Raw genomic sequence first — 24,751 nt, forward strand, 5'->3', positions numbered from 1 at the left:
CCGGTCCGCGCGGGAACGCGTCAGACCGTGCCGCCCAAAGACCCTTCCAGCTCGGCCAGTTCCTGACCACCTGCCATCAGATCCTGCAGTTCCTCGGGCGAGATTTCGCCGCGTTTGGCCGTGCCCAGCGTCTGGCCCCGGTTCAACACGGTAAAGCGATCGCCGACAGCCAGTGCGTGGCGTACGTTGTGACTGATGAATACCACGCCCACACCCTGACTGCGCACCTTGTCGATGGTCGCCAGAACGTTCGATGTCTGACGCACACCCAGCGCCGAAGTCGGCTCGTCCAGGATCAGGATTTTGGCGCCGAAATGCACCGCACGTGCAATCGCAACCGTCTGACGCTCACCACCGGACAAGGTCCCCACGGCCTGATCCGGCCCACGCAGGTTGATGCCCATCTTGCGCATCTCTTCCATGGTGATTTCGTCGGCCAGTTTCTTGTCGAAGAAGTTGATCCCGGCGACTTTGCGCGTGGGTTCATTGCCCATAAAGAAGTTCCGGCTGACACTCATCAGCGGGATCATCGCCAAGTGCTGGTGCACCGTCGCGATACCGGCTTCGATGGCATCGCGCGGGTCCTCGAAATGCATCGGTTTGTCTTCGAATATGATCTCACCCGAAGTCGGCTTATGCACCCCTGACATGGTCTTGATGAAAGTCGATTTGCCTGCACCATTGTCGCCCAGCAGGCAGTGACACTCCCCCGGTTTCAGATCAAAGCTGACCCCTGCCAGAGCGATCACCGAGCCAAAGTGCTTTTGGATGTCGATCATTTGAATGATCGGCTTCTGATTCTGAGCATCGCCATGATGGAATTTTGTATCTTCGGTCATCTCAGCGTTCTCCTGTGATGATGCGACGGATGTAGGTGTTCAGGATCACAGCACCCAGCAGGATCACGCCGAGGAACACCCGGAACAGAGAGCTTTCGACGCCGGCGAAGAACAGCCCCTGCTGCACCACACCAAAGATCAGCGCCCCGAGGGCCGCACCCAGCACCGAACCATACCCGCCGGTCAGCAACGCGCCACCGATCACCACGGCAATGATGGCCTCAAACTCTTTCAGCAGACCGCGATCCGCACCGGCCGAGCCAAACTCCATCACCTGACAGGTGGCGAAAACCGTTGCGCAGAAGGCCGTGAACATGAACATCAGGATTTTGACCCGGTTCACAGGAACACCTGAGTTCCTTGCGGCCTCGGCGTCTCCGCCCGAGGCAAAGATCCAGTTACCGAACTTGGTTTTGGTCAGCAGCACATGGCCAAAGATGATAATCAACAACGCCCAGATCAGCAGCATCGGAATCCCGTCGACCACAGGTTGGCCCTCGCGCGTGCCGCGTTCGAATGTTTCAATCAGGCCGTTGTCACCGAGCCAGACGAAAAAGCCCTGCCCAACCTTGCCGCCGAAAACCGACGCCAGCCAGTCGCCCTCGGCCACATCGCGGATGCCGCCGATGATGGTTTTCCGCTCGATCGTCTGGGGCAGGTAAATGGTGAAGCCGCGCAGAATGAACAGGAAAGCCAACGTCACGATAAAGCTGGGCAGGCCAGTGCGCACGACGATGTACCCGTTGACCGCCCCGATCGAGACGCAAAGTGCAAAGGTTACGATGATGGCCATCCAGACCGGCCAGCTGAGCGTGACCGAAAAGATTGCGATCATCATGCCGGCAAAGCCGATCATCGAACCAACGGACAAGTCGAACTCGCCTGCGATCATCAGCAAGCACGCACCAACGGCGATGATCATGAACTGTGCGGAAACCACGGACCAGTTCATCACGCCCTGTGCGGTGAACATGCCGCTGTCAAAGGCAAACAGCAGGAAAAACGTGAAGACTGCCACCGTGCCTACCATGCCGCCCAATTCCGGGCGGATCAGGGCTCGGCGCAGGGGTGAGATCTCTTTGATCCGCTCGTCGCCGCCACTTGCGGTTTGCGCTGACTCAGCCATTGTTGCCTCCTTCGCGCGTACTTCTGAATGCTTAAATCAGGGGGTGCGGACGCATGCAGGGCGTCCGCACCGTTATGAAGATCAGCGGTATTCGCCCGCGAATTCTTCGATCTTTTCCAACCCGTCTGCGGTCACGAAACCGGGGCCCGAGTTGATGTTGTTGCCCGGCAGAACGCCATACCGGTGGTAGTTGGCCATCACCACGACCGGCAGGTAGGCCTGCAGGAAGGGCTGCTGGTCGATGCCCCACTGGATCACGCCGCTTTTGATGCCTTTGACGATCTCGCCACCCAGGTCGAATGTGCCAAAATAGATGTCACCGGCCATGCCGTTTTCTTCCAGCGCCAGAATGGTCGGGTCGGCCGAGGTTGGGCCAAGCGTCAGAACGGCGTCGGTTTCAGGGTTGGCCGACAGGTAGGCCAGAACACGGTTCTTGATCTCCGCCGGGTCCTGACCTGCGTCGATCATCTGTTCACCCAGTTCGACACCCAGACCGTCTGCAAAACCCTGGCAACGCTCCTGGCTGGACGGCTGCACGATATAGTGGTTCACGCACAAGAATGACCCGATGCCGTCATCCTTGGCGCGCTGACCCGCTGCGAACCCGGCGTCATATTCCGGCTGACCCACATACATCAGCGCGCCAACTTCACGCGCCTTTTCCGGTGTGCCGGTGTTCATGATGATGACGTCGATCCCAGAGTCCACGGCCGCCTTGATCGGGCCTTCCAGAATGTCCGGGTCGGCCAAAGTTGTGATGATGCCGTTTGGCCCCGAAGCTGCAGCCTGATCAATGATCCGCGCCATGTCGGCAAGATCCCCGGTCGGCGGGTTGCGGTATTCGACCTCAACGCCCATCTGATCACCCGCCAACGCGATGCCGTTTTTGATGGTATTCCACCAGCTGTCGCTGTCCGGAGCGTGGCTGATCAGAATATACTTTTCGCCTTCTGCTGCCGCGCCAGTGGCGCCGGCGAACGCGACGGCGCTGGCCATCAGAACCCCTTTAACGAACGTTTTCATTTCCATTCCTCCCAATAGAACTGTCAATCGTATTGTCTGGGCGTCAGCCCCAGTCATTCGGCTCGGGCCGAATCTCCTCTGCCCCTAGGTAAACCGGGGCTTTCATTAGTTTCCGGAAATCCGATCATTTTGCAACCGGTTTCAAAACTTCATCCAATATGACCGGCCTTCCGGATTGCGATGACCGGGTCGCAGCCTCGGCCATCGCCAGCGCGGCAACACCGTCTTCCAGAGTGACCGGCATGTCTGAACCGGACTCGACAGCGTCAACAAATGCACTCCATTCCGCCCGATAGGCATTCATGTAGCGCTCCAGGAAGAAATAGGTCGGCTTGGCACCAACAACACCGTCGGCCGTGGACTTAACAACCGAGTTTTCCAGAACGTTATGCGCCTGGAGCAGTCCCTCTGACCCCAACAGTTCGACGCGCTGATCATATCCGTAAACTGCCCGTCGAGAGTTCTTGATGACCGCGATCCGACCATCCGCATAAGTCATTGTAACAACAGCCGTATCGACATCTCCAGCTTGACCAATCTCAGGATCGACAACGGAGGTTCCGACTGCCGAAATCACCGTAGGCAACTGCCCCATGAGATAGTTCGCCATATCGAAGTCATGGATCATCATATCCCGGAACAACCCGCCCGAGACCTTGACGTAGCTGACCGGAGGCGGCGCCGGGTCAAACGACGTGATCGACAGCAACTCAGCCTTGCCGATCTCATTGGCATTAAAGGATGCTTTCATCGCTGCAAAGTTAGGGTCGAACCGGCGGTTGAACCCGACCATGACCGGCCGACCCGTGTCCGACGCGACTTTCTGACAGGCGATGGCCCGTTCAAGGTCCAGATCGACAGGTTTCTCACACAGAACGGCCTTTCCGGCCCGAGTCGCGGCCTCGATAAGGTCAGAATGCGTGTCCGTAGGTGTGGCGATCAGAACCGCATCTATCGAGGAATCGGCTATGATGTCCTCGGAACCGCGCGTTTCGGCGTTGTATTCACCCGCCAGGCTTTCCGCAGCCTCTGAAACGGCATCGGAAACTGCGACCAGTTGGCTTTTGGAGTGCTCTGAAATGGCACGCGCATGCACACGACCGATACGTCCGGCCCCCAGTAGTCCAATCTTGAGCATACGGCTTCTCCGAATCCATTCTTTGCCGCGCAGAATGTTTCGCTTTGCAACCGGTTGCAAGAATTTTTTCACCAAGTTGGAAAATTAGCGAGTCACCGCCCCGATTACCTCGGGATGCCAAACGCACAGGTGCGCACCTGATACGGACCTTGGCCGTAACAAAACCAAAGGAATGCGTGAATTTTTCAGGCAATGGCGATCCCGGAAGGACTCGAACCCTCAACCTGCTGATTAGAAGTCAGCTGCTCTATCCAGTTGAGCTACGGGACCGCTGTGCCCTTCTTGCGGTTTTTATTCCCGGGGTTCAAGTGCCAAGCGCATGAAGGCGCTGTTCGGGTCGCTTTCATAACCGAATATCGGACCGCAATAGGAAAAACCCAGACGCTCATAGAGTTTACGGGCGGCAGAGTATTCGGTCAGATGCTCTGCCCCCGTTTCCAGAATCAGGGCTGATACCCCCTCGGCGCGCGCGACGTCCGTCAGATGGTTCATCATCACTTGCGCCAACCCGCGTCCCCGGGCCCCAGACAGGATATGAACGGACTTCACTTCGGCCGTGCCATCGGGCAGAGCCTTCAACGCCCCACACCCAATGGGTTGCCCACTTTCATACATGGCCCAGAACCGAATCCCGTCTCCGGCCAGCGCATGGGCATCCATGGTGTGATTACTTTCCGCAGGTCCTGCCGTTTCGCTATGGGCAAAATGCGCCTCGACCACCGGGCGCAAATCATCCGCGGTCGGATCGGCCTCACGGATTTCGATCATTCAGTGCGTCCAGGGCGCGCGCCGGTCGGTGGCAAAGTTCTCGCCATAGCCACGCGCGCGCAGATTGGGTTTGCGCTTATGAGGCTCACTGACCTGAGCGTCGATGCCATTGTCCTTGGCATAGTCCAGCGCCTCTTCTTTGGTGTCGAATTTCAGGCGCACCTGAGTCTGTGTATCCGACGAAGACGTCCAGCCCATCAGCGGATCAACCTCACGCGCTGATGCGGGTGCGTATTCCAGAACCCACTTGCGGGTCTTGCCCATCCCCGAAGTCATCGCATTCCTTGCAGGCTGGTAAATCCGTGCGCGCATGTCGCCTCTCCATACTCACTTTGATGGGATTGTTTATGCGTCAGAGCGCGATCCGGAACAAGGTGGCAATTGTCGCGGCTGTTCACGCACCTGATGTCAGGAACTGTCATCAGGGCCGGTTATAGATTGCGAGACCCCACAATGAGGACAAGACGATGATCCACCACGAAAGAAGTTTGGAAATCGACGCTCGGCCCGACGCGCTGTGGGCCATCCTGAGCCGGTTCATGCATATCGACGAGTTTGCACCTCAGGTCGTTTCCGTAGACGCCTTGACGCACGGGGAAAACGGCATTGGGTCAATGCGGCGTTGCCACTTTGAAAACGGGACCTCTTTGGTTGAGGAAGTCACAGATTGGCATGTTGGCAAAGGCTATCGTGTCCGCTTGTCCGAGATGTCGGCTATGCCTTTGACTGAAGCATACGCAGCGATCGCCATTGAGCCACTTTCCGACTATCGCTCGCGTGTGATCTGGAGCATGGATTGCCAGATTATGTACGGTCCATTGGGCTGGATGATGGGGCAAACCCTGGTGAAAACCATGATGGGCCGGGTTCTGGATAGCAACCTGAAAGCTCTCGCCGAAAAGGCGCAAGCGGATGAAATCCCTTACATGCAGTTTGCCTACTACTGAAACTGAGTCTCCAGATCGGATCAGCCCTTGCAGTTGGACAAAATAAGAACAAATGTAGGGGCCTGACCCGGAGCCTGCCTATGCCCTACGCCCATTCCGACAAGACCCAACTGACCGCCGAAGACGTCCGCGCGCGCCTGAAACTCGAGGGCGGCAAGCAGTTCGTCATGCATACTGAGTTCGCCCCTGCAGGCGACCAGCCCACGGCGATCAAGGAACTCGCCGGAGGGGTTTTGGACGGCGAGCGCGATCAGGTTCTGCTGGGGGCGACCGGTACGGGTAAGACATTCACCATGGCTAAGGTGATCGAGGAAACCCAGCGCCCTGCCATCATCCTCGCGCCAAACAAGACACTCGCGGCGCAGCTGTATGGAGAGTTCAAGGGCTTCTTCCCGGAAAACTCGGTCGAATACTTCGTCTCGTACTATGACTACTATCAGCCCGAGGCCTATGTGCCGCGGTCGGACACGTATATCGAGAAAGAATCGCAGATCAACGAACAGATCGACCGGATGCGCCACTCGGCCACGCGGGCACTATTGGAACGCGATGACGTGATCATCGTGGCTTCGGTCTCGTGCATCTACGGTATCGGCTCGGTCGAAACCTACGGGGCAATGACCCAGGATCTGAAGGTCGGCAACGAATACGACCAGCGGCAGGTGATGGCCGATCTGGTCGCCCAGCAATACCGGCGCAACGATCAGGCGTTTCAACGTGGGTCGTTCCGGGTGCGGGGCGATTCCCTGGAAATCTGGCCCGCCCACCTTGAGGATCGCGCCTGGAAATTCTCGTTCTTCGGCGAAGAACTGGAACAGATCACCGAGTTCGACCCACTGACGGGCGAACGCGCCGCGACGATGGAGCAGGTGCGCGTTTACGCGAACTCGCACTACGTGACGCCGAAACCGACGATGCAGCAAGCGATCATCGGCATCAAAAAGGAACTGCGTATCCGGCTGGACCAACTGGTGGGCGAGGGCAAACTACTGGAGGCCCAACGTCTGGAACAGCGCACCAACTTTGACCTTGAGATGCTTGAGGCCACCGGCGTCTGCAACGGGATCGAGAACTACTCGCGCTATCTGACCGGGCGCGCTCCGGGTGAACCGCCCCCGACCCTATTCGAATTCATCCCTGACAATGCGATTGTTTTTGCCGACGAATCCCATGTCAGTGTCCCCCAGATCGGCGGCATGTACCGGGGCGACTATCGGCGTAAATTCACATTGGCCGAACACGGGTTCCGCCTGCCCTCCTGCATGGACAACCGCCCCCTGAAGTTCGAGGAATGGGACGCCATGCGCCCGCAATCGGTCTTTGTCTCGGCCACCCCGGCGAAGTGGGAGATCGAGCAGACCGGCGGTGTGTTCACCGAACAGGTGATCCGCCCCACTGGCCTCTTGGACCCCGAGGTCGAAATCCGACCCGTTTCGATGCAGGTGGACGATCTGCTGGACGAGGTGCGCAAAGTCGCCGCCGATGGCTATCGTACGCTGGTCACCACGCTGACTAAACGCATGGCCGAAGACCTGACCGAATACCTGCACGAACAGGGCATCAAGGTCCGCTACATGCACTCGGACATCGACACGCTGGAACGGATCGAAATCCTGCGCGACCTGCGGCTGGGGGCCTTCGACGTGCTGGTCGGGATCAACTTGCTGCGCGAGGGGCTCGACATCCCCGAATGCGGACTGGTCGCCATTCTGGACGCGGATAAAGAGGGCTTCCTGCGCTCGGAAACCTCGCTGATCCAGACCATCGGCCGCGCCGCGCGCAACGCCGATGGCCGGGTGATCATGTATGCCGACAAGATCACCGGCTCTATGGAACGCGCCCTGAACGAAACCAACCGCCGCCGGGCAAGGCAGATCGCCTATAACGAGGAGAACGGCATCACGCCTGCGACGGTGAAAAAGAATGTCGAGGATGTTCTGGCCGGTCTCTACGAAGGCGACGTCGACATGAACCGCGTCACCGCCACCATCGACAAACCGATGCACGGCGCGAACCTCGAAGCCCATCTGGACGGTCTGCGCGATCAGATGCGCAAAGCCGCCGAGAATCTGGAATTCGAAGAGGCCGCCAACATCCGCGATGAGATCAAACGTCTGGAAGCGGTCGATCTGGCCATCGCCGACGACCCCATGGCGCGCCAATGGGCGGTCGAGAAAGCCTCGGAAGACGCGGTGAAATCGCGCGGACGCTCAACGGCCGGCAGGCCGGGGCAGCGGGGTGGGAATGTGAAGAGGAGGAAGCGGTAGCTTGGTGTTGCCTTACGGGGATTGACAACCTTAAGAGGAAGTTCATTAGTGGCCGTCCAAGAAAAAGAGACGATAAACTTGTTGGATTTTAAAGACGAACTCCTACCCGACCTCCATTTTATGTTTGATCGGGCAATGGCTGAAGTATCTGAATTTGAAGAAAATATCTCCCCCGGGGACTTAAGCGCATCGGATGTTCTAAAATCCCATTTTTCGATTGTCGACTTTTTTTGAAACAAGGTGAAGGGGATGGCGTAGGTGGCTTCGGCCCCAAAGACGTAGGGCTTCTACTCTCAGCCCTAAGCCGGCAATTCGTCGGCTACAATGGTGAAACGAAGTGGAACACAATACCTGAAAAGGCAGCGACACTTTTGTATGGGCTCATTCAAAACCACCCATTCCACGATGCCAACAAGAGAACCGCGTATCTGAGCACTGTTCACTACTTGTACCAAAATGGGTTGATCATCACGGTCTCTGAAAAAGCTCTGGAAGACATGACCGTTAACGTTGCGAACGGCAAGCTCACTAAATTCCCAAGGTTTCGGGATTTGCAAAAAAAGATGCCGATCCTGAAGTACGGTTCCTAGCGCATTGGTTAAGGCAAAATACTCGTAAAATCGATAGGCAACAGTACCTCATCACCTACCGCGAGTTGGACAAGATACTTAAACGATACGACGCTTGGCTGGAGAATCCGAACAACAACCAAATCAACGTTATGCGTTGGGAATGGGTAACCCAAAGACCCGGAACCTTCTTTCGGAAGGAAGTTAAAACAAAAGAAATTCGACGTGCTTGCGTCTTAGGGTTTCCCGGTTGGACCAAGCAAGTAGGTAAAGGAAGAATTCGACACGTTCGCGAAGCGCTTGGCCTGATGCCCGAGAACGGAATTGATTCACAGTCTTTTTTCAAAGACGTTGACGACATGAAAATTCTCATTGAGCTTTACGAAGGCGCGCTAAAACGGCTTGCTTTTCGATAAGCTGCAGCAACTCGCTATCGGGGTTTATGACCTTTGATTTATTGGTTTTTCTCTGTGCTGGTGAAATGAGAAACCATCCCAAATCCCAGTTTCACAAAGTATTTGCCACACACACTTCAAACTTGCAGCCCAGCGCCCTCTGCTTCACGTTTGAAATCACAAATTGTGATTCCAAACGGTTGCCATGACGAACCCCAACACCCTGCCCAGCACGCATGAGGTCCAAAGCGCCATTCACAGGGTGCTCGGTACCCGCGTGGTGCTGGCCGAGGATCTGGCGCAGTTTCTTTTGCAAAGAAAAGGGCGGGTCCATCCCCGCCCAAACCTTTACCCCTTATCCCAATGGGCAATCACATCGTATCCGACCGGTGAGGGCGGGCCTTCCATGAATTCGGCGAAATGGCCCCACAGTTCGGCCACTTTGGGCGCGTTTGCGTTCGAGGTTGCCTCGCTCTCGACGACTGAGATCACATAGCCCGAACCGTCCTCGTTCATCACGTTGGTAAAGCAGTGCATCCCGGGCATACCCATGATTTCGGATTTCAATGCATTCATCTTCGCCGTCGCCGCCTCCCGCGTACCGGGCTTCATTTTGTATTGAGTAATTCGCGCAAACATCACTTTCCTCCCTCGTCTGGCGAAATTGCCATGTAGCGGGCCGGAGCGGCCTCGCCGCGCGCACCCTAGCATGACAGCGCGAAATCTCGCATTGACACAAGGGATTTGTGGGCGTTTTCAACTAGACGCCTGACCGCATCCGGGCGGCTGACACTTCAAGGTTGCAGCCCAGCGCCCGCTGCTTCACTTTTGAAATCACAAATTGTGATTCCAGACGGTTGCCATGACGAACCCGAACACCCTGCCCAGCACACATGAGGTCCAAAGCGCCATCCACAGGGTGCGCGGTATCCGCGTGGTGCTGGCCGAGGATCTGGCGCAGTTTTATGGAAAGTCCGTCAGCGCCTTCAATCAGGCCGTGTCGCGCAACAAGGACCTGTTCGAGGGCTACCGCTTTCAGCTGACCGATGCTGAAGTCGCCGATTTGCAATCACAGAATGTGATCTCAAAACCCAAGGGTCGCGGCGGGCGGCGGGTCAATCCGTGGGTCTATACGGATTACGGTGTGGCCATCGCCTCGGCCCTGTTCAAGGACCCGCGCGCCATCAAGATCACAAGGATGATCACCGAAGCCTTCGTCGACGGCGCAAACGCTCTGGCTGAAACCCCGCGCAGCGTGCCGGAAATCCTGCCACCTGAGGACGCCCCTGCCCCGCTGCTGCCCAATGGGGACCAATTGCGCGATCTGGCTGAAAACATCCTCGATTCCGGTCAACAGAGCCTTGTCGATTACATCGCCAACCCCACCACGAAACGGCAGCAAGCCGTGGCGATGATCATGAAAACACTGGCGGAAACCGCAGGCGAAGAGGTGCGCACCCAACAAGAACGCTTGCGCCTGCGTATCGCCGAACGCCTGGCGACCGGTGACTACACCGATGACGGCGACCGGAAACAACTGCTAGAATTGCTGCAGGCGATGAAAGGTTAAACGCCCAGTTCCGCCCGCATTTTCTTGGTCAGCTTGGCCACGACCAGATCATAGGATGTCACGATGTGTTCACGCAGGGATGCGTCGGACATGCCGCGTTTCTCATGGACCTGCAGCCACTTCATCCCCCGCGAGGCCAGATAGGGCGCTGGGCGGATACCGGGTTCATCGCTGAGGACTTCAAACGCCAGATCGGTGGCCTTGAAGGTGAAGGCATCCTTCCCATCGTTCCAGCCACAGATCGCGAACACTTTGCCACCCACTTTCCACACATCCGCATTGCCCCATTGGACAACATGGGTCGTGGCTGTGAGGTTGGCGCAGAATGTGTTGAACTCATTACGTGTCATGGACGTAACTGTGACGACCGGAGCAGAGTTAGGCAAGCACAGCACGTGCCATGATAGCCATCAACTTAGTTTAGGGCCGCACGAATTTGGCTGTTCCAACCGTCCGCTGTCGCGGGGGCTCGGCCTGCTGCGGTGTTGCGACTTGAGGAGGGATGCCGCAGGCCACACCATCACCATCCGAGTCGTTGCGCGCGTGATATCCCGGCTCACCGTCCCGATACGGTCCCGGCACAAGGGATTCAGCCGCCTGGCAACCGGCCATTGCCACAAGGTGCAACAAGGCGTCCTCGCGTTTGAATTCAGATGTGCGCAGATAGACGCCGACCGCGATTCCTGCGGTTGAGATTGGCAGCATGAGGACCATCAGAATTATCCGAACGGGCGACAATGCCCGTTTGCGCAATGCATCGGCACGCCGGTGCCGTGCCGCGGCTCTATTGCTTTTCCGTTGGGCAGTGGTCTCAGGATCTTTGGACGCCATGGTAGCCACTTACACGAGGTTTGTGGCGAAACCGAGACCTGAAAAACTGTGCGTTTGACATTGAGAGGGCTCGCGCATTGACCGCCATATGGCTAGGGTCCGGTCGTGTCTGCCCCAGAAGGGTATATTAGAAATGACCAAGACCGATCCTTACCGTCCCGTTGACGATACCGCCCGTGAAATGGCCCGTGACCTGATCGCAGGGGCAACGTACGGAGCCATGGCTGTTCTGCGCCCGGATACGGCACTGCCTTCGGTTTCACGTATCGCCCTGGCGACGGACGTACGTGGACTGCCAGTTACGTTGATCTCAACCCTGGCCGACCACACGCGCTCACTAAAGGCCAATTCAGCCTGTGCGCTACTGATCGGTGAGCCCGGCAGCGCGGGCGATCCGTTAACCCATCCCCGACTGACACTGCATGCCGACGCGCGATTTGTAGCGCGGGGGACTGACGACCATGATGCGCTACGCACACGCTACCTAAGCATCCGGCCCAAAGCCAAACTGTACATGGATTTCACCGATTTTGGGTTCGTCACCTTTGCCGTTTCCGACGCCGTTCTGAATGGCGGCTTTGGCAAGGCGTGGCGCCTTGCCCCAAGCGATATCTGGCCAGATCAACGTACGACGTGAACTGCGCAGGCGGCATGGCGAACCACGTGGTTCGCTGTGGATCCCAGCAACAAATCCTGCATACCCGGGCGGTGAGAGGCCATGATGATCAGGTCCGGTTTGTGCTCTTCCGCCCAATCGAGGATCGTACGGCCCGAATGCCCTTCGATCACGACACCCCTGGCGTTTGGCAGTTTTTCAGCAAGGCTGTCCAATTCGGTCTGCAACGCCTTACGGGCTTCGGTCAGATACTCGGGCGGCATGTAGGATATGGCGTAGTTCGGAATATGCTCGACCACGTGCAGCAACGTGACCTGCGCATCCGGTGTCGCGAGCACCTCGGCCAGTTTCAAAGGCCCTGAAATATCCCGTTCGGCATCAAAGGAAATGGGGACAAGAATGTTGTGATACATGACGCGCACCTCCGTTTTCACGTCATAAAATTGCACTAAGACAAGCCGTTAGGCTTTGATCCAGATCACGACCCGCCAAACGTCTCGGCCACATCGTACATCACCGGCTCGAAGCTTTTGCACAATTCGTTGATCTGACGGTTGCGGTCCCGCATTTCTGGGGTGCGCAACATGGCCAGGAAATCTTCGCGGCGCTGCCATTGCGAATAGTTGGCGATCCGGGTCTGAGCATCGTTCACATGCAGACCGGCAGAAACAAAGCCAGGTTGTTTCGAGATGAACTCAGCATAGGCGTCGGTCAACGCTTCCAGCAGGTCCTGACAGGTGCCGGGTGTCATTTCAAAGGTTGTGATAACTGTCTGGACGCTTGCATTCTTTGCGATCTTCGGCATCTGGATTCTCCTTTGTCTGCTACAAACTTAACATAGGTTTTGAAAAGGTCTTGCGTTTCCTTTGCATCTCAGCGGCATAGGTTTCCGACAGGAATTGAGGAAAATCCTAACGATCCGTTAACCAAGCTAACGGATGCTGCGCCCATGCATCGGGTTCTCACCATTCTGTTCTTGCTCTTGATGGCTTCTCCGGCCTGGCCCGGTGCGTGGTTGCGGGACAAGGGGACTGTTTTTGTTGCGGCTTCCCTGACGGCCTTCAAAGAACAGGACGACGGTTACGACTATAAAACGTCTCTGTACGCCGAATGGGGGCTTCGGGAAAACATCACTCTGGGTCTGGATGTCGAAGAACATCGCGACCTGTACGGGCATGCCACGGTCTTTGCCCGCCTACCCATTGCCAATTTCAAAAGAGCAGGCCGCTTTGCGGCTGAAATGGCAGTCGGAGCACATCACCGTCAGATGCGCGTTTGGGCTTTGTACAAAGCAACATTGTCGTATGGCAAAGGGTTTCAAACCGGTTGGGGCAACGGTTGGGTCGCCGTTGACGCTGCGTTGGAATACCGAACGCACGAAGCCTTGTACCGCAAACTGGACATTACCGCAGGCCTGTCATCTGCGCGGTTGGTGAACCCATTGCTGCAGATCGAAACCGCCTACCGGACCGGTCATCCGCTGCACTGGAGGGTCAGGCCTTCGGTCATGATCCGCGCAAAAAACAGTCCGACCACCTGGATACTTGGGTTTGAACGAAATGACGCCCGCGAAAATACGGGCATCAAACTGGCAATCTGGAACACTTTCTGAAGCGTCCTGGCGCTCATAACATCTGCGCCTAGTATTCGATGCGCATGATCGTCGACACCGAACCACTAACCGGTTGAGGCCAGCGCAACTGGATGGCGTCACTATTGGAGCCTTGCTCCAACTCAACGTATGGCGCCGTGTGTATTGTATGCCCGGCCGTGTTTCTGAGCGGCCCCAACACGGTGACCGCATCACATCCACGCGCTTTGCCGCCAAAAGGCAATCTACCCTGAGCGGAAATCACCCAGACCGAAGACGCCGATTCCTGCGCGCTCCGAATACGCAACGGGTTTTCAACCTTTGCGTCGATGCCGTTGAAGGTGTTGTTCTCAAAAATCACGTTCAGATGTGCGTAGTGGTTCAGGTCCGCAAAGGTGGTATCGACCCGCTCGGCCCGATCGATACGACCGCTGCTGGAACGAAACTTGTTGCCGGTAACGATCACACCATTCAAATAGTGCCCGGCACCATGTGGGCGGATGACGATCTGGCTGAACCACGGCGCCACTTCGCTGGCATAGAAGATGTTGTCCGAGATCGTCATCGAACTGAACGAGTACCCGGAAGTATAGACGGGGTTTGCGTCCCGCTCGTTGGTCCATTCTACAAAGCAATTGTCGACATAGTTCTCTGATATGGTCGAACTATTATAGGTGGCTGTCATGATCAGCCCTGCGCTGCGGACGCCCTGCGGAATGCGGTCCCCCTGGAAGAAGTGGTTGCCCAAGACTAGGTTGTTCGAGCCTGCCAGCACCGCAAAATGCAGGAAACGCACAGCGCGATTGTGGCGCAACTTGATGTCATTCGCATTGGCATTCAATGCAATGGAATTGCGATCGGGAACGTTCAAGGCTTCTTCGGTCGACAGAAACTGGCAGTTATCAATTAGCATCCCCTGACACCCGGTGCCGTGCGACGTGATACCGCGATCTTTCGGTCGGCTGATAAAGCAGTTCGTGACCGCGAATGTACTGCCCGACGGCGCAAGCCGGATCGCGCTGGAACGCCCGTTGCACTGGAATTCGATTTCTTCCATGCCAAATTTGCGCAACGTGCTGAAACCACTGAAATCCAGCAGGTATTTGAACGATTGGAAGGTGAAGGTCTGCGTACCCGCTGCATCGAAGAGCGGGTCGTTCAATGTGATCTCGCCAGCACCGACGTCCTTGGAACGCACATAGATTTCACGACCGACACCGTTGCCCTGTACCAGCGCTCCAACCGGGATGTTTGCGATGTTCTCCACATTGGTCAGCGTAGTCGAATTCGCCGGATCATACGTCGCCACCGAGGTGAAGGTTTCCGTGTCCCAGGCCGAGCTGCTTTTGACATCAAACTGCCCGTTGCGGATCACGCGCCGGGTCGAAAAACCGCCCTGTCGGTTAGGGACAGCAGCTGCCATGTCAATCGGCGCCGTGACCGAGATCTTTCGCCCGCCCATGTCCAGCGATTCATGGTCCGAATTGTTCAAAAGCGCCTGAAACGCCTTCTTGAACGCCAGCTCTTCATTTCCGAATGCGGCAATATAGGCTGGCAAATCAAAATTCTTGGTCAACAACAGCATTTTGTCGTCGGGCATTGTGATCGTGCCCTCAAAGTCCATCTCGGACGACATTGAGGTATTCTGCGCCAACAAATACGTGCCCTTGGGCACATAGATCCGGCGGCCGCTGGCGGCCTGATCCGCTGCTTCGAATGCAGCGGAATCGTCCACGACCCCATCCCCGATTGCACCATAGTCGCGCACATCGACGGTGCTGATCATTTCCCGCAGGAAGATACTGGTGACATCTGAAATCTCGATGTCATCGACACGAATGACCGAACCATTTGCGCCTTCGATGTTCAGGCCGAAATGCCCGTAAAGCGCCGCGACACCCCAGGGCATATCCACGCCCGAGCGTTTGCCAGTCCCCACAATGGCCTTGACTTCATGCACCGCGCCATAGCCCGAAAGCTGAGTGGCCGGCCCCTGATCGATCACGCCGGTCACTTGCTGGTCACCAGCTCCACCAGCCCAGGCCGCGACACGGACCTGAGGCAACGGTCCGCTGATTGCTTTTACGCGCGCCTTGATCTGCAGATAGCAGCCCGGGATCAGGGGCGTCTGCCCCATGTAACGCAATTTCTGCGTTGCCTGCACTTTCAGGATTTCAAGGCAACCGCTGAAATCCGGGTCCGCCGGAACATATGCTCCTGTGCCCGAGCCACCATAGGTGGGCGAACCCGGTGTTCCGTCGCCGCTGGACCAGACGTTCAAACCGTTCGCAAATGCGGGTGGCATGAAAACGATGCCGTCGGTGATTGCCTTGTTCATAGAAATCCCTTTCCCAATCGCGCAGCAGACCACCGCGCGCATAAACCCATTGCTCGGGGTCGCCCCGAACGCAAAAGCCTGAGTATCGAAGAGGGATTAACCGCCGCTCATACCACCGTGACGGTGGTGTTGCGTCACGCCGCCGGGTCCGAGTTACCCAGCAGTTGCACGCCATTGATCTTCCAGCCGTTCTGTTGTTGCACCATCTGATAGTCCAGGATGTGAACCTGCCCTTTGCCGTCGGTGATCATGACCTTTTGCCACAAGGCGCCTGCGACCTCGCGCAGTTCGAGAAAGCGAATCTCGGAAGGTCGCCAGACCATAGGATAGCCATTGCGGACCATGGCTCCAAAATTCTCGGGCGTCCGGAACAGGTTCTGGATGTTTGGGCTGGCGAAGGTAAAGGCTGTGACAAAGTCATCCGCCTTGAACGCCTGTATCTGCGCCGCAATGTTGGCTTCGATCTCATCACTCTGGGCAAACGCACCCGAGGCCAGTCCGGCGCTGAGTGATATGGCAAGCAGTAATCGACGCATGGGGCCACCTCCTGCTTAAAGGGTAGCCCCACACAGTATCGGGTCAAATCAGACCAGTTCTCCGGCCAGCGCCTTGTCAATCAACGCGATGGTTTCCGGCACGCCATACAGCGCGATAAAACCACCAAACCGCGGACCTTGCGACGCGCCCAGCAACACCTCGTAAAGTGCCGTGAACCAGCCACGCATAGGATCGAACCGCTCGCGCCCGATCGAATAGACCACCGATTGCAGCGCCTCATCCTCAATTGGGCCATCATAGACCTCAAGGGCGGCTTTGAGCGCTTCCAGAGCTTCACGTTCCTGATCGGTCGGCGCGCGGTGCTGGCGGGTGGGCTTCACAAAGTCGTTGAAGTACCGCACTGCAAAACCAGCCGCCTCATCCAGATCGGGATGCGTTTCCGGCGTGGCTTCGGGCGCGTACCGACGGATAAAGCCCCACAGAGCCTCTTTGTCCTCGGCCCCCGACACGGACGCCAGGTTCAAGAGCATTGCGAACGGTACGATCAGTGTAGATTCCGGAACGTTTCCGCCATGAATATGCCAGACCGGGTTGTTCAGTTGTGCTTTCAAATCCTGCCCCGGATACGCCCGCAATTGCTGATGATACTCATCATAGGCTTTCGGGATGACGTCGAAATGCATCCGCTTGGCCGTCTTGGGTTTCTGGTACATGAAATATGCCAGAGACTCGGTCGGCGCATAGGTCAGCCATTCGTCAATCGACACGCCATTGCCGGACGATTTCGAAATCTTCTGCCCGTTTTCATCCAGGAACAGTTCATACGAGAAATGCTCGGGCGCACGCCCGCCCAGCGCACGACAGATCGCGTCATAAATCTTTTCGTTGGTCGCGTGTTCCTTGCCATACATCTCGAAATCGACGCCCAGTGCCGCCCAGCGCGCACCGAAATCCGGTTTCCACTGCAGCTTCACGTTGCCGCCGGTGACAGGTAGCGTCCATTCCTTACCGTCTTCGTCGTCGAACGTGATCGTGTAGGTTTCGGCGCAGACCTTCTTCATCGGGACATAAAGAACACGGCCGGTCTCGGGGTGGATCGGCAGGAAAATCGAATAGGTCTGCTGACGCTCTTCGCGCAGACTTTTCAGCATGATGGCCATCACGTCATCATACCTTTCAACTGCCCGCTTCAGGATCTCGTCGAATTGACCCGAGCGATAGAAATCGCGCGCCGAATAGAATTCGTACTCGAACCCGAAAGTATCGAGGAACCGCCGCAGCATAGCGTTGTTATGCTCGCCAAAGCTGGGGTATTCGCCAAACGGGTCCGGCACCGAGGTCAATGGGCGCTGCAGATGCTCCTCCAGCACCTCGGGGTTCGGTACGTTGCTGGGCACTTTGCGCATTCCGTCCAGATCGTCCGAGAAACAGATCAGCTTGGTCGGGATATCCGACAGCGCCTCGAATGCGCGCTTGACCATTGTGGTCCGCGCGACCTCGCCAAAGGTTCCGATATGCGGCAGCCCCGACGGACCATAGCCAGTCTCGAACAGCACATATCCCTTTTCCGGAGCCGCTTTCTGATAGCGTTTGAGCAACCGGCGCGCCTCTTCAAAAGGCCAGGCCTTGGACGTCATAGCGGTTTCACGCAGTTCAGACATTTGATTTACAGCTCCATCGGGAAAAAACAGCGCCGATCACCTCATGCAACCGACCGACCCCTCCTATTGTGCCGGTGCAGCATGAGTCAATAAAGCGCGCTGTTTTTCCTGACGGGAAACCGCAATTGCGACGGTTCAGGCAGTCAACTGATCGAGTTTTGCCGCCCAGATAAAATCGTTTTCGCTGAGCCCACCTATTTCGTGCGTGGTCAGCTTAACATCCACATATCCCCACCCGAACGAGACATCAGGGTGATGCCCCTGTTGATCGGCAAGCCACGCGCAAAGGTTTGCAAGATAGGTGGCCTTTGCAAACCCTTTGAACTTGTAATGCCGGCTTAACATCTTTGCGTCCGCATCCAACGTCCAGTCTGATGAAAGTTCGGCCATGTGAGTGTTGGCCTCTTCGCGAGTCAAAGCCGGGACACCGCCGGAACAGGGCACACAGGTTCGATCCGATAGGCTGCAGGTTTCTCCTGAAAGTGTCATGATCCGTTCACTCCGCTGCGGTTGCTTTTTCCGGAAACTTGTTCGGCAGCAACCCAAGTGACTGCGCCTGACGAACATCTGCCAACAGGTCTCGCTCGGCGGCTGCAAACAGCTCCTCCGGCGAGTTTAGCACGAAATAACCCATCTGGTGCATGTCGATCCGATACGGCGTCCGCAGGATCGTCATGATATCAAACGGATCCCGATCAGGAACGTCGCATTCGACGGCATACACAAGCTCGGTCGGTGACGATGCAAGACCCGACCCAAGCGCTTTGATCTCACCATCCTGACGTCGCAGTCCGAATTCAATCGAGAACCAATACAGCCGGATCAGCCAGGAATAGTCTTTGTCACCGGCCTGGACCCCGGCCTTCCCGATAGCGTGACTGAAGGCCGCGAACCGAGGATCACTCAACAAAGGCGTGTGCCCGAAAATCTCATGAAAGATGTCCGGTTCCTCGATATAGTCGAAATCTTCGCGCGATCGGATAAAGGAAGCGGCAGGAAAAACCCGGTCTGCCAACATCCCGAAGAAGGTCTTGAACCCGATCAAAGCAGGAACCGGCTGAACTCGCCAACCGGTCATATCCAACAACCGCTCAGAGATGTCAGCGCAGGAGGGAACGCTCGTTTTTGGCAAATCCAGACGCGCCAGCCCATCCAGATAATCCCTGGCCATGTAGCGTTGAACATTCGCCTCCTGAGCAGCGTAGAGATCCGCCCAGACGGCATCCTCCTCTGGCGTGTATGCAATATGGCCGCGCTCATCGGCAACTTTGGCGACGTATTTGGTCGACTTGGGCATTACTTCTCCTCCTCAGGAAAAGTATAACCGCGCGCGCCGAGAATTTTGGTTTGGATTACCGGCACTTTCCCAGTAATTTGGCAAATATATATCATTGGATCACCTTTTATGAAACAAACCCTTCAACCCGCTGATATCGCCATATTGCAAGAGCTTCAGACCGATGGCCGGTTGTCCATGCAGGATCTCGCAGACCGCACCGGGCTGTCTGCCTCACAATGCTGGCGACGCGTGCGCGATCTGGAGGCCGCAAAAATAGTGTCGGGATACGCCGCGCAGGTGCGCGCCAAATCGGTTGGCCTGAACGCCATCGCCTATGTCCACGTGGCCCTCCGTGATCATCAGGAAGAAAGCATCAACGCCTTTCTCCGCCTGATCGAGACCGAGCCTCAGATCGTCGAATGCGCCTCGATCACCGGGGATCATGATTTCATTCTTAAGGTCTATGCCAAAACCCCCGAGGCGCTTGAGCATTTCATCATGCAGCGGCTATTAAAGTCGGGCCTTGTGCGTGACACACGCAGCAATTTCGTGCTGCGACAGACCAAAACACGAGGCCCTCTGCCCATTCTCTGACCGCAATCTAGGCAAAATCCGTTGAACCTGCCCGGCAGCCCTCCTATCGTGCGCTTTCAAAACAGCCCAATCAGGACGACACCATGACCGAACAAGTTCCACACCCGATGTCCCCGCAGGATTGCCTTGTTGCGATCATGGTTGCGGTATCCGCGTCTGATGAAACGATCCGCACGGCCGAGCTGGTCAAAATCGAAGGCGCCGTGAACATGCTGCCGGTTTTTGCCGAATACGATATCGACCGGACTCGCCGCGTTTCGCAAACCGTGTTCGATCTGTTCGAACAAGAGGACGGGTTGGACGCACTATTCGGATTGATCCGGGAGAACCTGCCGGAACGGCTGAACGAGACCGCCTATGCGCTGGCTTGTGACGTCGCTGCTGCAGACGGTTCCCTTGCTGAATCCGAGCTGCGACTGCTTGAAGAAATCCGTTACGAACTGAACATAGACCGGCTGCACGCCGCCGCGATCGAGCGTGGCGCTAGGGCACGCCACACAACCTGATCTCAGCTACCGGCCAACGATCCCCAGCGCTCGATCAGGGCGCGCTGCAACTTACGCGACCGATTGTTCCAGCTGCGCGCACCTTCCGGCCGCTCGCGATGCGCGCGCGGGATGGTCGCGCGGTGGTCGACATCGGCGGTAAAGATGGCAAACGCAAGGTCCGATCCGCCCGGTGTGGTGATAAACCCGCCCAGACCGGATACGAAATTCAGCGTGCCGGTCTTTGCATCCACCTTGATCGGGTGATCCTTGACCGGCCGCCCCTGACTGTCCGCTAGCGTGAATTTCTTCAGCAACGGCCGCAACGTGCCCGCCTTTTTCGCAGCGACCAGGGCCGTCACCAGATCGCCGGGCGCCATGCGGGATGCATCCCCCAGCCCCGAGTGATCCACCATCGCGATCCCTGTCACACCATAAGCCTCTAGCGCCCAACGATTCATCTCGGCCGCTGAATCAGCCAACGATTCCAACGTTGCGCCACGAGCGCGTGAGGCCGCCATACCGACCATTTCCGCCGTCAAATTGGTCGAATACTTCAACATGCCGCGTAGAATGCTATCCAACGGATCGCTTTGATGCAGCACAAGCACTGTTCCCTGCGGCGCTTCGCGTGTGACTTGCACCCGCCCCAGCACGATTCCGTTCGCGCGTGCCAGGGTTTTAAAGACATCGCCCGCGTACAGCGCAGGCTTGCGCACGGGCAACCACCGCGCACCGCCACTTCCCAACGCTCCTTTGGCCACCGTCCATCGGTCCTGCCGCGCGCTGGGTTCATATGTGTAGATCGGTAGCTTGCGGTTCTCGACGCGCATAGACGCCATATCGACCGAGGGCGTGTAACGCGAGCTGCGCGCATCCATGGTCACGTCGTAACGGGTGCCGTCGCGTTTCCATTCAAAATGCACACGGTTAAAATTCAGCGAAATGCCACTGATCGACGGGCTATAGCCCAAATGATCAGGTTGCCCCGGGTCGATGCTGAACACGTAGGGCAGCGCCCCCTCATAGACTTTGAACGCGCCCTGCACCTCGGCAATCCCAGCCTCGCGCAAGTTGGCCGCCATTGTGGCCAAGGCGTCCGTGTCCAGCAACGGATCACCACCGCCCACAAGGATCAGGTCGCCTTTGAGGATTCCGTTTTCGATGGGACCATCCGCCATCAGCGCCGTTTCGAACCGGTAGTCGGCACCAAGAACATCCAACGCATATAGCGCGGTCAACGCCTTGGCGACACTGGCCGGAGGTAATCCCTGACCGCCTCCGTACTCCTCGACCTGCGCACCAGTCTCAGCGTCGGCCACTGCGAACACCACCTCACCGCGCAGCCCTGCCGCCTGAACCAGCCGTTCGGCCCCAGAGGGCAGATCTCCGCGCAAATGCGGTCGCAGCGACACCAGAGGTGCCTCGGCCAAAACCACGCCGGGGATCAAAGCCGCCCCCAGCCCTCCTAGAAATCCACGTCGAGAAAACCGATCAGCCATGGGTCAAATAAAATCTCACAGATCAAATGCGCACAACCATTGATATGGATTATGCGCGCTTTGGGGCTATTCCGGCAACACCTTGCCGCCCCATCCGCCGCGCGCCCGGATCTGACTGGAGCTGACATCGACCATTGGCACGTTCACAAAACACCACGCCGGCGCCTCTGCCCTACCCAACAGGTGGCGCGCCTGCCCATCGATCCGGTACTTTCCGTACAACCGCGCCGCCGGGGACATCCGCGCCGAAATTCGGTCACCCGGCCGCGCGATCACGCCTACCGGTATGCTGTCCATTATCGTCCGCCAGTCTTTCCATTTGTGGAACTGTGCCAAATTGTCCGCGCCCATCAACCACACGAATTTCACCTGGGGGTACAGACGTCGCAATGCGACCAGAGTATCCGCCGTCGCGCGTGTCCCGGTTAGTGCTTCTATGTTGGTCACCTCGACCCGCGGATGCGAAATCATGCGCCTCGCCGCTTCCAGCCGCTGCTCCAACGGCGCAGGTCCTCGTGCCTTCAGCGGATTGCCCGGCGATACCAACCACCAGACGCGATCCAGCCCAAAGGCTTTCATCGCCTCAAGCGTCACATGCACATGGCCCCGATGCGGCGGATCAAAAGATCCACCGAAAAGCCCGATGACCTGCCCCGGCCGCGCATATGGAATGTCGTGTCGCTCCATTCCTCGCTGATGTTCAGAACTGTGCGGGGATGTCAATCAACAGGTTGCACCGAATCACCTAGCTGAACTCGTCCCGGCGTGACAACTTCGGCGCACCACCCGCCATGCCCGCGCACGGCGGAATAGCCGCCCTTACCCAGCGCTTCCTCCATCCGGCTGCACGGCGCGCAGATCACGGTAAATCGCAGAATGGCCCCACCCACCTGCACCTCACGCCCCTTGAGCGCCGCCAGATTGATCCCCGAAACCACCAGATTGCGCCGCAGGGTTTCCGGTGCTATCGACCCTTGCCCAAGATAAGAGCCAATCGCCGCCAGATGTTCCTGCTGCATCATAGTCACGGCCCGTTTGCCTGCGCGGCTGCGGTCACCTTCGAAGCCGTCGGGTGAAATCAGAGCGGTTTCAACCGACCGCATCTCTTCTCGCCGTGCTGGCCGTAGTGCGATCCAGTCAACACGACCCGGCTGCGCCCAACCAGCAATGAGATCTTTCAATGACATCAAAGGCTCCGAGATTTTCACACCTCCACTCATCTAGCAGTCTGACCGTTCCCGAGGCAGCCGCTAATAGTAGCGCTGATTGATTTGTGAATTGCAGCCAAACATGCGCCTGACCATACCCGAACCCAAAATCAAGCTCTACAAAGATGGGTTTGACGAGCACGACAAACTCTCACGCAAGCCCACCGGCGACAAACTGTCGGAACTGGTGGAGCGCATCGACGATCCATTGGTGATCGCTTTGGACGGAGCGTGGGGATCAGGAAAATCGTTGTTCCTAAAGTGTTGGGTTGGTGAACATCTGAAACGCGAAGAGAACACGACACAGACCGTCTATTTCGATGCGTTCAAGTATGACTATCTGGATGATCCGCTTGTTGCCTTGACCGGAGCAATTGCTGATCGGTTTCGAACACCAGAAAATCAACAGCATGTAGAAAGCGAAAAGCGGGCACAAAACCTTAAGAAGACTGCGTGGGCTGTAAGCAAGGCCGCGGGGCGAATTGGGCTATCTGCAGTCACTTTCGGTGCAACCGAAATTCTCAGCGATTTGGGTGATGAAATTGCTTCGGCCGTAGGCGAAGAAGCTAAGGCATTCCTCAACAAAGAAACCGGCAACGAACAAGCTGAGCATTTTTGGGACGCGCATAGAGCGAAAATGGCAGCGATGGAGGCCTTTCGTCTCGCACTGATCGAATTAACCGAACCCGAGACAAAAGATAGCGAGGAAAGACCCGCAAAGAAGCTTGTGATTATAGTAGACGAACTGGACCGCTGCCGCCCAGATTTTGCTCTTTCTTTACTGGAAGTTATCAAGCACTTCTTTAATGTCGATGGCGTTCACTTTATTTTGGGTGTTAACCTTAGCGAGTTACGAAACAGTGTGATTGCTCGGTATGGCAACAAATCCGATGCACAGACCTACCTGCAAAAATTCGTAACTTTGACGCTTCGCCTACCAGAAAAAAACACATATTTGCAGCCGATCCCGATTTGGGTCGAGCACTTTCAAAAAGCAAGCGAACAAATGCAGTTTCCCGATAGGGCAAAACCGCTGTTGGAACCCGTCGAAGTTATTCTAATAAGCTTAAGAATGGACAGGCCTGTTTCACTTCGGGACGCCGAAAGAGTTCTAACAACCTTAGCTACGATCCCAAGGCTTCAAGAGGGATTTAATGCCATATTCCTTGCCGGTTTAGCGACCATGGCAGTATTTAAGGTGTTCTTGCCGGAAACCTATTACCGATTTCGGGACAACGAAGACGCAAACTTTCGATACTTAGATTACTTTGACAAAGAAAAGATTTTAAGCACTCACACCGGTGGTCGTGTCGAGCTGACGTGGCGGGCCATCCAAGACTTCTCGACGTTGACCGAGGAAGATAAAACAACGATTAGGCAGACAGATTTTATGTATGGGGAAAACCTCATTAAAGATTTGCTAGCTAAAGTATCTAAAGACCTGCTCGAAACCTTTCAGTTTTATGATACTTGACGTCCATTGCCCCCACCCACCGCATCCGCTAT

The 24,751-nt window shown here is 56.7% G+C and carries 30 protein-coding genes and 1 tRNA gene; 10 read left to right on the top strand and 21 right to left on the bottom strand.

What is annotated here, in order from left to right; genetic code table 11:
• Positions 1-20 precede the first annotated feature (20 nt).
• The 7 genes from ACR0AA_RS08550 to ACR0AA_RS08580 all read right to left on the bottom strand — a co-directional run bounded on the left by ACR0AA_RS08550 (position 21) and on the right by ACR0AA_RS08580 (position 5,206).
• Complete coding sequence (locus ACR0AA_RS08550) at positions 21-839, bottom strand: ATP-binding cassette domain-containing protein (protein WP_209223955.1); 819 nt, start codon at positions 837-839, stop codon at positions 21-23.
• 1 nt (position 840) lies between these two features.
• Positions 841-1,965 carry an ABC transporter permease gene (locus tag ACR0AA_RS08555; protein WP_480663933.1) on the bottom strand — a complete coding sequence of 375 codons (1,125 nt, stop codon included), beginning with the start codon at positions 1,963-1,965 and terminating at the stop codon, positions 841-843.
• A gap of 81 nt (positions 1,966-2,046) precedes the next feature.
• Complete coding sequence (locus ACR0AA_RS08560) at positions 2,047-2,988, bottom strand: sugar ABC transporter substrate-binding protein (RefSeq protein ID WP_480663934.1); 942 nt, start codon at positions 2,986-2,988, stop codon at positions 2,047-2,049.
• Positions 2,989-3,112: 124 nt separating this feature from the next.
• A complete protein-coding gene (gene iolG, locus ACR0AA_RS08565) occupies positions 3,113-4,126 on the bottom strand; it encodes an inositol 2-dehydrogenase (RefSeq protein WP_480663936.1) in 1,014 nt (337 codons plus the stop codon).
• A gap of 193 nt (positions 4,127-4,319) precedes the next feature.
• Positions 4,320-4,396: transfer RNA gene (locus ACR0AA_RS08570), tRNA-Arg, on the bottom strand.
• Positions 4,397-4,417: 21 nt separating this feature from the next.
• Complete coding sequence (locus ACR0AA_RS08575; RefSeq protein WP_480755842.1) at positions 4,418-4,894, bottom strand: GNAT family N-acetyltransferase; 477 nt, start codon at positions 4,892-4,894, stop codon at positions 4,418-4,420.
• A complete protein-coding gene (locus ACR0AA_RS08580) occupies positions 4,895-5,206 on the bottom strand; it encodes an ETC complex I subunit (RefSeq protein ID WP_480663948.1) in 312 nt (103 codons plus the stop codon). It lies immediately after the preceding gene.
• A 155-nt stretch (positions 5,207-5,361) separates the two neighbouring features.
• Here ACR0AA_RS08580 and ACR0AA_RS08585 point away from each other — a divergent pair, with 155 nt between their 5' ends.
• The 4 genes from ACR0AA_RS08585 (at position 5,362) to ACR0AA_RS08600 (ending at position 8,698) form a co-directional block, all read left to right on the top strand.
• Positions 5,362-5,841, top strand: a complete 480-nt coding sequence (locus ACR0AA_RS08585; protein ID WP_480663950.1) for an SRPBCC family protein — start codon at positions 5,362-5,364, stop codon at positions 5,839-5,841.
• Positions 5,842-5,921: 80 nt separating this feature from the next.
• On the top strand, positions 5,922-8,108 hold the full coding sequence (gene uvrB, locus ACR0AA_RS08590) for an excinuclease ABC subunit UvrB (RefSeq protein WP_480663952.1): 2,187 nt from the start codon (positions 5,922-5,924) through the stop codon (positions 8,106-8,108).
• Between the two features lie 48 nt (positions 8,109-8,156).
• Positions 8,157-8,342, top strand: a complete 186-nt coding sequence (locus tag ACR0AA_RS08595) for a hypothetical protein (RefSeq protein WP_480755843.1) — start codon at positions 8,157-8,159, stop codon at positions 8,340-8,342.
• Positions 8,339-8,698: a type II toxin-antitoxin system death-on-curing family toxin gene (locus ACR0AA_RS08600; protein WP_480755844.1), complete on the top strand. Its 360-nt coding sequence runs from the start codon at positions 8,339-8,341 to the stop codon at positions 8,696-8,698. Before ACR0AA_RS08595 ends, ACR0AA_RS08600 begins: the two co-directional genes overlap by 4 nt.
• A gap of 486 nt (positions 8,699-9,184) precedes the next feature.
• Here ACR0AA_RS08600 and ACR0AA_RS08605 read toward each other — a convergent pair whose 3' ends face one another.
• Together ACR0AA_RS08605 and ACR0AA_RS08610 are read right to left on the bottom strand one after the other, a co-directional pair.
• The gene (locus ACR0AA_RS08605; protein ID WP_480663957.1) at positions 9,185-9,406 is read right to left on the bottom strand and encodes a hypothetical protein; all 222 of its coding nucleotides are present in this window, start codon (positions 9,404-9,406) and stop codon (positions 9,185-9,187) included.
• 14 nt (positions 9,407-9,420) lie between these two features.
• Positions 9,421-9,711 (bottom strand): hypothetical protein, encoded by a 291-nt coding sequence (locus ACR0AA_RS08610; RefSeq protein WP_480596449.1) that lies wholly within the window; start codon positions 9,709-9,711, stop codon positions 9,421-9,423.
• A gap of 223 nt (positions 9,712-9,934) precedes the next feature.
• On the opposite strand from ACR0AA_RS08610, the gene ACR0AA_RS08615 reads away from it, so the two are divergent.
• A complete protein-coding gene (locus tag ACR0AA_RS08615; RefSeq protein WP_480755845.1) occupies positions 9,935-10,642 on the top strand; it encodes an ORF6N domain-containing protein in 708 nt (235 codons plus the stop codon).
• Here the strand turns inward: ACR0AA_RS08615 and ACR0AA_RS08620 are convergent.
• Positions 10,639-10,992, bottom strand: coding sequence for an MmcQ/YjbR family DNA-binding protein (locus ACR0AA_RS08620; protein ID WP_480755846.1), 354 nt, complete (start codon positions 10,990-10,992; stop codon positions 10,639-10,641). The two genes, ACR0AA_RS08615 and ACR0AA_RS08620, sit on opposite strands and share 4 nt — an antisense overlap.
• Positions 10,993-11,062: 70 nt before the next feature.
• Positions 11,063-11,356: an excalibur calcium-binding domain-containing protein gene (locus tag ACR0AA_RS08625; RefSeq protein ID WP_480663962.1), complete on the bottom strand. Its 294-nt coding sequence runs from the start codon at positions 11,354-11,356 to the stop codon at positions 11,063-11,065.
• Between the two features lie 250 nt (positions 11,357-11,606).
• Here ACR0AA_RS08625 and ACR0AA_RS08630 point away from each other — a divergent pair, with 250 nt between their 5' ends.
• Positions 11,607-12,110, top strand: a complete 504-nt coding sequence (locus tag ACR0AA_RS08630; RefSeq protein ID WP_480755847.1) for a HugZ family pyridoxamine 5'-phosphate oxidase — start codon at positions 11,607-11,609, stop codon at positions 12,108-12,110.
• Here the strand turns inward: ACR0AA_RS08630 and ACR0AA_RS08635 are convergent.
• Both ACR0AA_RS08635 and ACR0AA_RS08640 read right to left on the bottom strand, forming a co-directional pair.
• Positions 12,095-12,502: a universal stress protein gene (locus tag ACR0AA_RS08635; RefSeq protein ID WP_480663965.1), complete on the bottom strand. Its 408-nt coding sequence runs from the start codon at positions 12,500-12,502 to the stop codon at positions 12,095-12,097. The two genes, ACR0AA_RS08630 and ACR0AA_RS08635, sit on opposite strands and share 16 nt — an antisense overlap.
• Positions 12,503-12,567: 65 nt before the next feature.
• Positions 12,568-12,894: an antibiotic biosynthesis monooxygenase family protein gene (locus ACR0AA_RS08640; RefSeq protein WP_239338784.1), complete on the bottom strand. Its 327-nt coding sequence runs from the start codon at positions 12,892-12,894 to the stop codon at positions 12,568-12,570.
• Between the two features lie 144 nt (positions 12,895-13,038).
• Between ACR0AA_RS08640 and ACR0AA_RS08645 the strand changes: the two genes are divergently transcribed.
• Positions 13,039-13,701, top strand: coding sequence for a hypothetical protein (locus ACR0AA_RS08645; RefSeq protein WP_480755848.1), 663 nt, complete (start codon positions 13,039-13,041; stop codon positions 13,699-13,701).
• A 28-nt stretch (positions 13,702-13,729) separates the two neighbouring features.
• On the opposite strand, the gene ACR0AA_RS08650 is transcribed toward ACR0AA_RS08645, so the two are convergent.
• From ACR0AA_RS08650 to ACR0AA_RS08670, 5 genes are all read right to left on the bottom strand, one after another.
• Entirely contained in the window at positions 13,730-16,018 is a 2,289-nt protein-coding gene (locus tag ACR0AA_RS08650; protein ID WP_480755849.1) for a glycosyl hydrolase family 28-related protein, read from the bottom strand.
• A gap of 134 nt (positions 16,019-16,152) precedes the next feature.
• On the bottom strand, positions 16,153-16,554 hold the full coding sequence (locus ACR0AA_RS08655) for a DUF4864 domain-containing protein (RefSeq protein ID WP_480755850.1): 402 nt from the start codon (positions 16,552-16,554) through the stop codon (positions 16,153-16,155).
• Positions 16,555-16,602: 48 nt separating this feature from the next.
• A complete protein-coding gene (locus tag ACR0AA_RS08660; protein WP_480663974.1) occupies positions 16,603-18,177 on the bottom strand; it encodes a lysine--tRNA ligase in 1,575 nt (524 codons plus the stop codon).
• A gap of 135 nt (positions 18,178-18,312) precedes the next feature.
• Positions 18,313-18,666 carry a 4a-hydroxytetrahydrobiopterin dehydratase gene (locus ACR0AA_RS08665; RefSeq protein ID WP_480663976.1) on the bottom strand — a complete coding sequence of 118 codons (354 nt, stop codon included), beginning with the start codon at positions 18,664-18,666 and terminating at the stop codon, positions 18,313-18,315.
• Between the two features lie 7 nt (positions 18,667-18,673).
• Positions 18,674-19,474, bottom strand: a complete 801-nt coding sequence (locus ACR0AA_RS08670; RefSeq protein WP_480663978.1) for a phenylalanine 4-monooxygenase — start codon at positions 19,472-19,474, stop codon at positions 18,674-18,676.
• A 108-nt stretch (positions 19,475-19,582) separates the two neighbouring features.
• On the opposite strand from ACR0AA_RS08670, the gene ACR0AA_RS08675 reads away from it, so the two are divergent.
• Both ACR0AA_RS08675 and ACR0AA_RS08680 read left to right on the top strand, forming a co-directional pair.
• Entirely contained in the window at positions 19,583-20,050 is a 468-nt protein-coding gene (locus ACR0AA_RS08675; RefSeq protein WP_480663980.1) for an Lrp/AsnC family transcriptional regulator, read from the top strand.
• An 83-nt stretch (positions 20,051-20,133) separates the two neighbouring features.
• Entirely contained in the window at positions 20,134-20,556 is a 423-nt protein-coding gene (locus tag ACR0AA_RS08680) for a tellurite resistance TerB family protein (RefSeq protein ID WP_480663982.1), read from the top strand.
• 2 nt (positions 20,557-20,558) lie between these two features.
• Here the strand turns inward: ACR0AA_RS08680 and dacB are convergent, their stop codons facing one another.
• The 3 genes from dacB to ACR0AA_RS08695 all read right to left on the bottom strand — a co-directional run bounded on the left by dacB (position 20,559) and on the right by ACR0AA_RS08695 (position 23,224).
• Positions 20,559-22,037, bottom strand: a complete 1,479-nt coding sequence (gene dacB / locus ACR0AA_RS08685; protein ID WP_480663984.1) for a D-alanyl-D-alanine carboxypeptidase/D-alanyl-D-alanine endopeptidase — start codon at positions 22,035-22,037, stop codon at positions 20,559-20,561.
• A 66-nt stretch (positions 22,038-22,103) separates the two neighbouring features.
• A complete protein-coding gene (locus tag ACR0AA_RS08690) occupies positions 22,104-22,724 on the bottom strand; it encodes a nicotinate-nucleotide adenylyltransferase (protein ID WP_480663986.1) in 621 nt (206 codons plus the stop codon).
• 32 nt (positions 22,725-22,756) lie between these two features.
• Positions 22,757-23,224, bottom strand: coding sequence for an MOSC domain-containing protein (locus tag ACR0AA_RS08695; RefSeq protein ID WP_480663988.1), 468 nt, complete (start codon positions 23,222-23,224; stop codon positions 22,757-22,759).
• A 103-nt stretch (positions 23,225-23,327) separates the two neighbouring features.
• On the opposite strand from ACR0AA_RS08695, the gene ACR0AA_RS08700 reads away from it, so the two are divergent.
• On the top strand, positions 23,328-24,719 hold the full coding sequence (locus ACR0AA_RS08700) for a KAP family P-loop NTPase fold protein (protein WP_480663989.1): 1,392 nt from the start codon (positions 23,328-23,330) through the stop codon (positions 24,717-24,719).
• Positions 24,720-24,751: the final 32 nt, after the last annotated feature.

The sequence above is a fragment of the Ruegeria sp. CE8 genome (assembly GCF_056537465.1).